This is a genomic window from Pseudomonas sp. KT_2_4, from assembly GCF_041410225.1.
GTDB lineage: Bacteria > Pseudomonadota > Gammaproteobacteria > Pseudomonadales > Pseudomonadaceae > Aquipseudomonas > Aquipseudomonas paracarnis.
This window is the reverse complement of record NZ_CP166962.1, coordinates 4,427,443-4,440,025: the sequence shown is the minus strand read 5'-3', so window position 1 is coordinate 4,440,025 and position 12,583 is coordinate 4,427,443. Positions and strand designations below refer to the sequence as shown.

The window sequence follows — 12,583 nt, the reverse complement described above, 5'->3', positions numbered from 1 at the left end:
GACGCAGAGCGTCACAGCAGGCATTCCCACGCAGAGCGTGGGAATGATCGTTTTTCATTCCAGCGGCATCACCGTCACCCGCACCTCCGGGTCGTGGCTGCCTCCCCCCAGAATCACCCCCCGCAATGGCGACACATCAGAAAAGTCCCGGCCCCAGGCCAGGGTGATGTGCTCCAGCGCCGGCTGCACATTGTTGGTCGGGTCAAAATCCACCCAGCCTGATACCGGGCAAAACACCGAAACCCACGCATGGGAAGCATCCGCGCCAATCAGCCGTGGCTGGCCGGGCGGTGGCTGGGTGAGCAGGTAGCCGCTGATATAGCGCGCCGCCAGGCCACGGGAACGCAGGCAGGCAAGCATCAGGTGAGCGAAGTCCTGGCACACGCCGCGACGGCGCTCCAGCACTTCAACCAGTGGCGTGGCGACCTGGGTGGCTTCGGCATCGAAGGTAAATTCGCTGAAGATCTTCTCCATCAATGCCTGCGTGCCCAGCAGTAAAGGCTCGCCGGGCGGGAAGCAGCTTTCGGAGAACTCGACGAAGGTTTTCTTCAGATGGACATAGGGCGACTCGAAGCGATAGCGGCAGGCTTCGATCAGCTCGGCGCTCAAGGCCTGGCTGCTGTAGGTCAGGCTGTCGCGGGTGTGGTCCCAGGGCGGCGACCGCTGGAAGTCCAGAGCGGGTCGCGAAAGCACTTCTACAGTGAGTCCGGCGTTCACTAGCAATTCATCATGGGGCCGTTCGAACGCCAGGCGAGTGATCGGGTTGCCGAATACGTCCAGTTCGTCGCGGCGCGAGGTGGGTTCCGGGCTAATATCCAACTGCTGCCAGGTGCACTTCTGCCAGGCGCACGGCCTTGGCCACAGGTGCGCCAGTTGCTGGGCCAGGGACACCGGGCTGTCATAGTGGTAATGGGTATCGTGGAAAATCTGATAGCGCGCGCTCATTACACCGACACCGTTTGCTGGCTGACATCATCCACGTGGGCAAAATGGCGCAGCGCCAGGCGATCCGACACCTGCCCGCTTTCATCGGCCACCGCTTGCAGCAAGTCGGCCAGGCCGTCCAGCGCGGCACGCACGCTGGTTTCGCCAAACAGGCCGTCCTCCAGGCAGCCCAGGTCAAAACGCGCCAGGCGCTCGACCAACGGCGCCAGCCCGGTTTCACGGGGCACGCCAAAATCATCATTGAGACGGCGCAGGGTGCGGCTCACCAACTTGAGCTGGAACAGCACCGCATGGGGGTTCTGCTCGTCGAGCAGCAGCAAGTCGAGCACCGGGATCAACTGCGGCACCGCCAGGTAGCGCGAGCGGTAGGTGATGCTGCTGTTGCCCAGCTCCAGCAACCATTCCAGCCCGGCCTGATCGAACACGGCCACGCCACGCAGGAACGCCGCAAGGCTGCTGCTCAGAAATTGCAGACGCTCGATGCGTCGACCCATCATCAAGAAGCGCCAGCCTTCATCGCGGGTCATGTCGTCGAGGGCAAAACCGGACAGTGCCGCCAGGGACATCACCAGGCGGTTGAGAAAGTCGAGCAGTTCGCCAAAGTCTGCAGTGTCGCTTTCCAGTTCCATGGCTTCGCGTTGCAGCTCCACCAGGGCCTGCCAGTTTTCCCTGGACAACTTGCCGCGCACCTGGGACGCCGCCCACTGCAAGCGCTGCAAATTGGCGCGCAGGCTTGAAGGCCAGTCATCACCCAGCAAGGCGGCCAGCAGGCGCTCCGGCAGCTCGCCCTCCTCCGGCAACAGGCGCAGGCTTTCGCCGAGTTCGACGGCGGCCTGCAACGCCAGCGGATCGTCGCCATCGACATACCGCGCCAGTACGATACGCAGCCAGCGCGCACTGTCGTCGCAGCGCTCGCAGTAACGACCGAACCAGAACAGGTTTTCCACCACGCGCGAGGGCAGATAGGGATCGCGGCGCACCAGGTCATAGGCGCCAATGGTGCGTTGGGCGCGCCATTGCTCGCCACCCGGCGCGCGCTCACCGAGCACCCAGGTGTCCTTGCTCGCCCCGCCGCGCTGCATCGACACCACCTCGGCATCGGCGTCGGCCGCCACGCGAGTCAGGCCGCCAGGCAGTACCCGATAACCGTCTTCACTGGCCACGGCGTAGACACGCATGCCGATGGCACGGTGTTGCAAGTGGTCATCCACGGTGTGCCATACGGGCGCCTGAGACAGTTGCGCCAGCTCTTGGGCGACATAGGCATAGGGGCGCGCACGCATCCGTTCGGCCAGGGCCTGGCGCTGTTCGTCGTCAAGGTCGCGACCAAACACCGGGGCGAAACTTTGTGAGGGAAATGCCGGCTTGATCAGCAGTTCCGGGAGTTTTTCCAGGGCTTCGGCAAGCACCGGCGCTTCGCCGCACCACCAGGTGGCAATCGACGGCAGGATCAAGGTTTCACCGAACAAAAATTCGTTGATCTTGGGCAAAAAGCCCAGCAGCCCCGGGGACTCCAGCACGCCACTGCCCAAGGCATTGGCCACCAGCACGTTGCCTTGACGCACGGCGTCGAGCAGGCCCGGCACGCCGAGCGCCGAGTCAGTGCGCAGTTCCAGCGGGTCGCAGAAATCATCGTCGAGGCGACGCATGATCGCGTGCACCCGGCGCAGGCCGCTGAGCGTTTTCAGGAACACAGTGCTGTCACGCACGGTGAGGTCGCCGCCCTCTACCAGGGGGTAGCCGAGCTGACGCGCCAGGTACAGGTGTTCGAAATAGCTTTCGTTGAAACGCCCCGGCGTGAGCAGCACGATCAGTGGCGGCTGGTCATCGCCAGGGGCCTGGCGCGCCAGGGTTTCCTGCAGCGTGCGAAAGAAACCGGTGAGGTGCTGCACCTGCATATCCCGGTACAGGTCCGGGAAGGCGCGGGACACGATGGTGCGGTTTTCCAGGGCGTAGCCGGCGCCCGACGGGGCTTGGGTGCGGTCGGCGGTGACCCACCAGCGGCCATCCGGCGTGCGCGCCAGGTCGACCGCGTACAGATGCAGGAACGCCCCGTCAGGCGGCTGAATGCCCTGGCACGGCCACAGAAAATTGTTATGCCCGAACACCAGTTCGGCCGGCAGCAAGCCTTCCTTGATCAGGCGCTGCGGGCCATACAGGTCGGCCAGTACCGCATTGAGCAGGCGCGCACGCTGGGCGATGCCGGCCGACAGTTGCTGCCACTCCTCGGCCGCCAGCACATGGGGCAACAGGTCCAGCTCCCAGGGGCGGTCGGCCCCCTTGGGGTCGGCGTAGACGTTGTAGGTCACGCCGTTTTCCTGGATCTGGCGCGTCAGCAATGCCTGGCGCTGGGCCAGTTGTGCGGGCGTGCTGCGTTGCAGGTGATCGAACAAGCGCCGCCAATGGGCACGCACCGCGCCGCTGGCGTCCAGCAGTTCGTGATAGGTGCCCGCGGTGAGCGGGTAACGGTCGAGCAAGTCGGACATGGAACGCTCGGCAGAGGCAAGGGAAGTCAGGTTAACTCAAATTCACTACGATCCAATGTGGGAGCTGGCTTGCCTGCGATAGCGGTGTGTCAGTCACCAGAACTATCGACTGAACCACCGCTATCGCAGGCAAGCCAGCTCCCACACTTGGATCATGTTCATTCCTTATTTTTTGTGAAACGCCGCAAATCCAGGGTCATTGGCAACTCATCGTTTACCGTTACAGTCGGCACCACAAGCTTGCCCGGGCTATGCCCCAAGCGGAAAAACCGCGCCATGCGCCGGCTCTCCGCCTCATTGGCATTCACCGGCAGGCTGTCGTAATTGCGCCCGCCCGGGTGCGCCACATGGTATTGGCAGCCGCCCAACGAACGCTGCATCCAGGTGTCGAGCAGGTCAAATACCAGCGGCGCATGCACGGGGATGGTCGGTTGCAGGCAGTTGGCCGGTTGCCAGGCGCGATAACGCACGCCCGCCACGAACTCACCGACGCGGCCGGTCGGTTGCAGCGGCACCGGCACGCCATTGCAGGTCAGCAGGTAACGTTGCGGCGGCAACCCGCTCAACTTCACTTGCAGGCGCTCCAGGGACGAATCCACATAGCGCACCGTGCCCCCCACCGCGCCCTCCTCGCCCAGCACATGCCAAGGCTCCAAGGCCTGGCGCAGTTCCAGTTCGATACCGCTGACGGCGTAGTCGCCCACCTTGGGGAAACGAAACTCCAGATGCGCCGCGAACCATTCGGCTCGTAGCGGGTAACCAGCCGCGTTCAGCTCGACGATCACGTCGGCAAAGTCCTGCTCGATAAAGTGCGGCAACAGGAAACGGTCATGCAGTTCAGTGCCCCAGCGCGCCAGCTTCGGCGGCGCATAGGGCTCGCGCCAGAACCGCGCGACCAGCGCTCGCAGCAACAACTGCTGGGTCAGGCTCATGCGCGCATGGGGCGGCATTTCAAAGGCGCGCAGTTCCAGCAGGCCCAGTCGGCCCGTGGCGCCGTCGGGTGAGTAGAGTTTGTCGATACAGAATTCGGCGCGATGGGTATTGCCCGTCACGTCGATCAGCAGGTTGCGCAACAGGCGATCCACTAACCACGGCGGGCAGTCCTCGCCCGGTGCAGGCATCTGCGCGAAGGCGATTTCCAGTTCATACAGCGCATCGTTGCGCGCCTCGTCTACCCTGGGCGCCTGGGAGGTGGGGCCGATAAACAGGCCGGAGAACAAATAGGACAACGACGGGTGGTTATGCCAGTAGCTGATCAGGCTGCGTAGCAGGTCCGGCCGGCGAAGGAAGGGCGAGTCCTTGGGCGTCGCGCCGCCGAGCACGAAGTGGTTACCGCCACCGGTGCCGGTATGGCGCCCGTCGATCATGAACTTCTCGGTGGTCAGGCGGGTTTGCCGTGCCTCTTCGTAGAGGAATTCGGTGCGTTCCACCAACTCGTCCCAGGTGGCGGATGGCTGTACGTTGACCTCAATGACACCGGGATCTGGCGTGACGCGGAAATTGCTCAGGCGCATATCCGCTGGCGGCTCGTAGCCCTCCAGCAGTACCGGGCAATGCAGCTCTTCGGCGGTGGCCTCAATGGCAGTCACCAGCTCCAGGTAATCCTCGATGCGCTCCAGCGGCGGCATAAACAGGTACAGGCGGCCTTCTCGTGCTTCGGCGCACAGCGCGGTACGGGTCAGCCAGTCGGCGGACTCGTCGACCTTGGGCACACGCTCATCACCCGGCGCGGGCTCGCCATGGTTTTGCAACTGGGCGCTGGTCGGCAGCTCCGGCTGATCCTGGTTAGGGTCGGTCGGATGCACAAACGGATACTCCGCCGCAGTCACCCAGGGCTGCGAAGCGAGCGGCAGACGATAGCCCAGCGGCGAATCCCCCGGCACCAGGCGGCAATGGTTGTCGCGCAGGTACCAACGACCACTCTGCCAGCGGTCATTGGCCGCAGTCCGTGCCAGCGGCAGCACTTGGCCGATGACTTTATCCAGGCCCTGGCTGAAGACTTTGCGCAGGCGCTCACGCTCCAGGTCGTCGCTCAGGCGCGGGTCTTGGGCAGTGACGTTCTGGGGCAGCGCCCCTTCGCGCCACAGGTAGTAGAAATTGTCTTCGAACGCCGGGAACACAAAGCGCGCCGGCAGTTTTAGGCGTTCGGCGACGCTGGCCAGGAAACGCCCGGCCATCACCCCATCGGCGCCGTAGTCCTCTTGCTCATCGGCGATCAGCGCGCTGTTGTGCCAGATCGGCACGCCATCGCGGCGCCAATAACAGTTGAGCGACCAACGTGGTAATTGCTCCCCGGGGTACCACTTGCCTTGGCCGAAATGCACCAGGCCCTTGGGCGCATAGTGCTGGCGCAGGCGCTGGAACAGCTCGGCGGACAGGCGACGCTTGTCCGGGCCCAGGGCTGCGGTGTTCCATTCGGCGCCGTCTGGGTCGTCGATAGAGACGAAGGTCGGCTCGCCGCCCATGGTCAGGCGTACGTCGTCCTTGAGCAGGTCGCCGTCGATCTGCCGGCCCAGGGTCTGGATCGCCAACCATTGTTCTTCGGTGTAGGGCTTGGTCACCCGTGGCGCTTCCCAGATGCGCTCCACCGACATCTCATGGGTGAACTCGCATTCGCACGGCTCCACCAACCCGCTGATGGGCGCGGCGGACGATGGATCGGGGCTACAGGCCAACGGGATATGCCCTTCACCGGCGAACAACCCGGACGTGGCATCCAGGCCAATCCAGCCAGCGCCGGGCAAATACACTTCGCACCAGGCGTGCAGGTCGGTGAAGTCCACCTCGGTACCGGACGGGCCGTCGAGGGCTTTGACGTCGGCGGTCAGTTGAATCAGATAACCAGAGACAAATCGCGCCGCCAATCCGAGGTTGCGCAGCAATTGCACCAACAACCAGGCCGAGTCGCGGCAAGAGCCGGATGCGTTTTCCAGGGTAAATTCCGGAGTTTGCACGCCCGGTTCCATGCGAATCAGGTAACCGATATCGGCGGCCAGGCGCTGGTTGAGGCCGACCAGGAAATCCACAGCAGGCAGCGGCGTGCGGTCGATACCGGCCAGGTACGCAGCCAACCTTGGCGTCAGCGGCAAGGTTTCCAGATACGGCGCCAGCTCGCGCTGCTCATCGGCGGCGTAGCTGAACGGGATATTTTCGGCGTAGGGCTCCAGGAAAAAATCGAACGGATTGAACACCGCCATCTCGGCGACCAGGTCGACTTCAATGCGCAACTCGTCAGTCTTTTCCGGGAACACCAGGCGCGCCAGGTAATTGCCCTGGGGGTCTTGCTGCCAGTTGATGAAATGCTGCTCGGGCAACACCTTCAACGCGTAGGACAGTATCCGCGTACGGCTATGGGCCGCCGGGCGTAGCCGCACGATCTGCGGGCCGAGTTCAACTGCACGGTCGTAGCGGTAATGCGTAACGTGGTGCAACGCGACATGAATCGACACGGCGGCCTCCTGCGAGCCAGGGCATAAGCACAACGCGCGCAAGACTTATGCCACAGCAGCAGTCATTGCACTAAAACGTCAGGCCCGGTGCAGTACAGCACCAAAACAGCGCCAACGTTGCGGCTATGGTGCAGGCGCTGCACACATTTGTAGCGCCGGGCTGAGTGCAGGTGGTGAATCTACCCAGTTAAGGCGTAATACGCCTGGTATTCAGGGCTTGGCGCAGTTGACGGATTTGCACAAGTTTTGCCCGCATCTCTCGCTGCCCGCTGCTGTTGAGCACCAGCAGGCCGAACAGCGGGAAAATCAGCGACAGGCTATAGAGAACCCTGTGTGGGTTGTACTGAATCATGGGGAGCACAAACAACAGACAGGCAGCGTAGATGGCGACCATCACCCATGCCCATGAAGGTTTGCCCCGCAGGATCATAAAGTTGCTATGGACCGTCAACAAGATAAGCAATGCACCTGCGACCAGGATCTTGAGCCCGACTTGAGCAAGGGGCGCATCACGAAAATAGGTAACGAAAGCCAGCGCCACTGCAAGTGCCAGCGAAAAGTACGCAGCAAATACGCCGCCCAGAAACGTCAAGAAGTGACGCCTGAAGAAGTCGCGCAGCGTCATCAGCTCACTCATTCGTTTATTTCCTCGTACAAGCCTATCGCAATGGTATTGACGTTCCCAGAGTAGGCGCTGCCTCCGAACCCGACGGTCGCTCCCAGGATATCTTTGATCTGAGTACTGGTGCTTTGCTTGAGTTGCGTCGGGGTGAAACGCTTGGAGAGCTCACCCGATGCCTGCCTGAGCTTGAGCATCTTCGAGGTCAGGCTGGGATCATTGATGCTCAGTAGTTCCTTGGTCAGCTTGGCCCTCTCCTGACGGTTCAAGCCGCGTAGCACTTCCCGCAGGCTCTTGCCCGTCGATGCCTTAGCGACCTTGACCAGCTTGACCGTCGTCAGGGCTGAAGCGCCCACACCGGCCAACGATGCCGCGTCCAGCACAATGGATGCATTCTGGTACCAGCCTTCACTGTCGAGCCAATCGTTTACCTCAGGCTTGGCCACCTCAAGGGTCGTTCGGGCAATGCCATTGAAGCACTGGAGCGAACTCGCGCCTGCGGCCGCGTACCCCACCACCACAATGACTGAGCTCGCGCCGGCACTGAAAGGAACCAGAATAGTACCGCTGGCAATCGCAGCCCAACTGATGACAGCACCCAGGCAAGAGATTCCGGTATTTACGGCCTCGCCGATCAGCCTGGATTCCCGTGGATTGTTTACTACGTGATCAGCGAATTGTGTCGGCGCGATGTATTTCTGCGCCTCGCGCAGGATGACACGCTTTGGCTTGATGCTGCAGATGGGCTTGAATTCGCGCAGAGTGTCGATATTAAAATCGGCATCGATATACACCACGCCAGCACCGACAACGCCGGGGTCAGCATCGATGGCCGCAAACAGCCGTGGCAGATTGATCAGGCTCTCGATGCGCTGGCGCGCCATAAATTGAGAGCGGTTGGAATCCATGCCGATGTTGAACAAGGAGTTGCCCATAAGTGTTCTTCCTTGACATTGAAAGTGCCCAGACCGGCCTCATCGCAGGCAAGCCAGCTCCCACACTTGAAATGCATTCCCCTGTGGAGCTGGCTTGCCTGCGATAGCAATCTGATGGGCGCCACCCTAACAAACAGGCCACCTACCGCCAATAAACCTACCTAATCAACGGGCCTTGCGTTGCGCAATCTCCGCCCGACGCAGGTGACGTATTTCGAGTAACCGCTGGCGCATTTCACGATGGCGCTTACTGTTGAGCAGCAGCAAGCCCAGCAGCGGAAACAGCACCGCCGAGCCGTACACCAGGGTATTGAGGCCGTATTGAATCATCGGCAACACGAACAGCAGGCAACACACCAGGTAGCCCGCCACCAGCCGGGTCGCCCAGGGATACCCGCGTGCAATCATCACATTGCCAAACACCAACACTGCCACCAGCACCAGGATTGCAGCCCCGGAGTAGTTGGCCTTGAGCGCCGGCTCAACACCGCGCAAATAGGTCACGCCCGCCGTGGACACAGCCACCGAACCAGAGAAAATCGCCATGAAGATGGTGCCCATGAACACCGGAAAATAACGCGCAAGGAAACTGCGCCTATCGGGAAACCCCTTCATTCCGTCAGTTCCTCATACAGGCCAATGGCAAGCGTCGACGCCGAGCCGACGTGACCGGTTCGATAGCTGCCCCAGATACCCAACATGCCGCCCAAGGCGTCCTTGAGCTGGGTGAGCGTGGCATGACGAATTTCCGTGGAGCTGTAGCGCTTGGGCAATGTGCCGGCGCGCTGCTGCAACTTGAGCAGCTTGGGGGTCAGGCTTGGGTCTTTGAGGCTGAGCAATTCCTGGGTCAACTTCTTGCGCTCCTGGCGATTCAAGCCCTTGAGCAATTCATACCAGCTCTTGCCCAACGCAGCGGCTTTTTTGGCCTTGAGTAGCCTTAATGTGGTGAAGGCTCCCGTTCCGATCCCGACCAACGACGCGGCATCGAGAATCGGTGACACCGCGCCATACCACTGGGCGTCGTCCATGCGGTCGTTGGCTTGCGGGTCAAGGATCTCGTTATAGGTACGGGCCACGCCAAACCCGCACTGAGCACTGCTGGCCAGCGCCGCTGTGACACCAATACCCACCACAAAAGCACTGGCGCCGGCGGTGAAGGGTACGGCGACGCTGCCACTGAACACCACGATCCAACCGATCACCGCCGCCCCACAGGAAAGCCCCATATCAAAGGCCTCCTTCTGGAGTCGCCCTTCACGGGGGTCGGTCTTCACCTGCTCGACGAACTGCGCCGGCGAGATGTACTTCTGCGCCTCGCGCAAAATGACGCGCTTGGGTTTGATGCTGCAGATGGGCTTGAATTCGCGCAGGGTGATCACGTTGAAATCGGCGTCGATGTACACCACGCCAGCGCCGACGATGCTGGGGTCGGCGTCAATGACGGCGAACAGCCGCGGCAGGTTGATCTGGCTCTCAATGCGTTGGCGCGCCATGAATTGGGAGCGGTTGGAGTCCATGCCGATGTTGAGCAAGGGGTTGCCCATAGTGTTCTTCCTTGAAATTGAGAGTGCCCAGACCGGCCTCATCGCAGGCAAGCCAGCTCCCACAGGGGAATGCATTCCAAGTGTGGGAGCTGGCTTGCCTGCGATAGCAATCTAATGGGCGCCACCTTACCAAACAGACTCACCACCGACCAGAAAGCAAAACGCCAGCACGAGGCTGGCGTTTTGCATTTCAGGCGTCGATCAACGCGGCACAACCGGCTTGCGCGTAGGCTTGCCGCCCTTGCCCTTGGCCGCATCGCTGCGCTCTTTGGCCGCCTGCTTATTGCGCGCCTGGGCCGCAGCCTTGGCTTGCTCGCGCTTGTCCCACGGGTTGCTGCCGTCGCTGCCACGGGGTGGCAGGCCGGTGTGCTGGGTGAGGATCTTGGTGGTGGTTTCCTTGGCGACCTTATGGCTGCCGGCCGGCGTCGAGTTCTTGCGCCGGGCGCTCTGGTAGCTGTCGGTGGACGGCTGGTGCAGCGGGATCAGTTGGTCCTTGCCCGACCCGATCAGGTCGGCACGGCCCATGCGGGTCAATGCTTCACGCAGCATTGGCCAGCCCTTCGGGTCGTGGTAACGCAGGAACGCCTTGTGCAGGCGGCGCTGCTCCTCGCTCTTGACGATGGTCACCGCGTCGCTCTTGTAGGTGACCTTGCGCAGCGGGTTTTTGCCCGAGTGGTACATCGCGGTGGCGGTGGCCATCGGCGACGGGTAGAACGCCTGCACCTGGTCGGCACGGAAGCCATTGCCCTTGAGCCACAGGGCCAGGTTCATCATGTCTTCATCGGTGGTGCCGGGGTGGGCGGCGATGAAGTACGGGATCAGGTACTGCTCCTTGCCCGCTTCCTTGGTGTACTTCTCGAACATGCGCTTGAACTTGTCATAGCTGCCAATGCCCGGCTTCATCATCTGGTTGAGCGGACCTTCCTCGGTATGTTCCGGGGCGATCTTGAGGTAGCCACCGACGTGGTGGGTGACCAGCTCTTTGACGTATTCCGGCGACTCGACGGCCAGGTCGTAGCGCAGGCCGGAAGCGATCAGGATCTTCTTCACACCCGGCAACGCACGGGCACTGCGGTACAGCTGGATCAACGACGAGTGGTCGGTGTTCAGGTTCGGGCAGATGCCAGGGAACACGCACGACGGTTTGCGGCACGCGGATTCGATTTCCGGGCTTTTGCAGGCGATGCGGTACATGTTCGCCGTCGGGCCGCCGAGGTCGGAGATCACGCCGGTGAAGCCCGGCACTTTGTCGCGGATCTCTTCGATTTCGCGAATGATCGACTCTTCGGAACGGTTCTGGATGATGCGGCCTTCGTGCTCGGTGATCGAGCAGAAGGTGCAGCCGCCGAAGCAGCCACGCATGATGTTCACCGAGAAACGGATCATGTCGTAGGCCGGAATCTTCTCCTTGCCATACGCCGGGTGCGGTACGCGGGCATAAGGCATGCCAAACACGTAGTCCATTTCTTCGGTAGTCATGGGAATGGGCGGCGGGTTGAACCACACGTCCACTTCACCGTGCTTCTGCACCAAGGCACGGGCGTTGCCTGGGTTGGTTTCCAGGTGCAACACGCGGTTGGCGTGGGCATAGAGCACCGCGTCGCCGCGGACCTTTTCCACCGATGGCAGGCGGATCACGGTTTTGTCACGGGTCATACGCGGGCTGGCGAGGATCTGCACAACCTTGGCTTCTTCCGGATCGTCGACTGGACCTTTTTCCTGCTCGATGGCGCAGGCCTGGGTGTCCTGGGTATTCACATACGGGTTGATGATCTTGTCGATCTTGCCCGGACGGTCGATGCGCGTGGAGTCCACTTCGTACCAGCCCGCCGGCGTGTCACGGCGAATGAACGCAGTACCGCGCACATCGGTGATGTCTTCGATCTTGTGGCCCCACGACAAGCGCTGGGCAACTTCGACGATGGCCCGCTCGGCGTTGCCGTACAGCAGGATATCGGCGGTGGCGTCGATCAGGATCGAGTTGCGCACACGGTCTTGCCAGTAGTCGTAGTGGGCGATGCGGCGCAGGGAAGCTTCGATGCCGCCGAGTACGATCGGCACGTTCTTGTAGGCTTCCTTGCAACGCTGGCTGTACACCAGGCTCGCACGGTCGGGGCGTTTGCCAGCCATGCCGCCGGGGGTGTAGGCGTCGTCAGAGCGGATTTTCTTGTCGGCGGTGTAGCGGTTGATCATCGAGTCCATGTTGCCGGCCGCGACGCCGAAGAACAGGTTCGGCTCGCCGAGCTTCATGAAGTCGTCTTTGGACTGCCAGTTCGGCTGCGCAATGATCCCGACGCGAAAGCCCTGGGACTCCAGCAGCCGGCCGATGATCGCCATGCCGAACGATGGGTGGTCAACATAGGCATCACCGGTGACGATGATGATGTCGCACGAATCCCAGCCAAGCTGATCCATCTCCTCCCTGCTCATCGGCAGGAATGGCGCAGGACCGAAACATTCGGCCCAGTACTTGGGATAGTCAAATAACGGCTTGGCTGTTTGCATGACGGTGACCGGTGTGAAGATGAAAAATCGCGGGCGCGGAATATAGCACAAATTTTGACCAATTCCGACGGTAGTAGTCGGAATTGTGGTGACCCCATCG

Annotated in this window: 8 protein-coding genes; all 8 read right to left on the bottom strand. The window is 61.8% G+C overall.

Features of this window, described 5'->3' with window-relative positions; genetic code table 11:
• Positions 1–54: 54 nt before the first annotated feature.
• Positions 55–945 carry a transglutaminase family protein gene (locus AB9N64_RS20365; RefSeq protein WP_019818297.1) on the bottom strand — a complete coding sequence of 297 codons (891 nt, stop codon included), beginning with the start codon at positions 943–945 and terminating at the stop codon, positions 55–57.
• Positions 945–3,431, bottom strand: coding sequence for a circularly permuted type 2 ATP-grasp protein (locus AB9N64_RS20360; protein ID WP_073453148.1), 2,487 nt, complete (start codon positions 3,429–3,431; stop codon positions 945–947). Before AB9N64_RS20360 ends, AB9N64_RS20365 begins: the two co-directional genes overlap by 1 nt.
• Before the next feature lie 158 nt (positions 3,432–3,589).
• Positions 3,590–6,880 carry a DUF2126 domain-containing protein gene (locus AB9N64_RS20355; RefSeq protein WP_371359647.1) on the bottom strand — a complete coding sequence of 1,097 codons (3,291 nt, stop codon included), beginning with the start codon at positions 6,878–6,880 and terminating at the stop codon, positions 3,590–3,592.
• Between the two features lie 187 nt (positions 6,881–7,067).
• The gene (locus AB9N64_RS20350; RefSeq protein WP_371359646.1) at positions 7,068–7,517 is read right to left on the bottom strand and encodes a hypothetical protein; all 450 of its coding nucleotides are present in this window, start codon (positions 7,515–7,517) and stop codon (positions 7,068–7,070) included.
• Positions 7,514–8,434: an NAD synthetase gene (locus tag AB9N64_RS20345; RefSeq protein WP_371359645.1), complete on the bottom strand. Its 921-nt coding sequence runs from the start codon at positions 8,432–8,434 to the stop codon at positions 7,514–7,516. The genes AB9N64_RS20350 and AB9N64_RS20345 overlap by 4 nt, the downstream gene beginning before the upstream one ends.
• Before the next feature lie 165 nt (positions 8,435–8,599).
• Positions 8,600–9,049, bottom strand: coding sequence for a hypothetical protein (locus tag AB9N64_RS20340; protein WP_038448649.1), 450 nt, complete (start codon positions 9,047–9,049; stop codon positions 8,600–8,602).
• The gene (locus AB9N64_RS20335; RefSeq protein WP_019818300.1) at positions 9,046–9,978 is read right to left on the bottom strand and encodes a hypothetical protein; all 933 of its coding nucleotides are present in this window, start codon (positions 9,976–9,978) and stop codon (positions 9,046–9,048) included. Before AB9N64_RS20335 ends, AB9N64_RS20340 begins: the two co-directional genes overlap by 4 nt.
• A 201-nt stretch (positions 9,979–10,179) precedes the next feature.
• Positions 10,180–12,483, bottom strand: coding sequence for a YgiQ family radical SAM protein (locus tag AB9N64_RS20330; protein WP_003188080.1), 2,304 nt, complete (start codon positions 12,481–12,483; stop codon positions 10,180–10,182).
• Positions 12,484–12,583 lie beyond the last annotated feature (100 nt).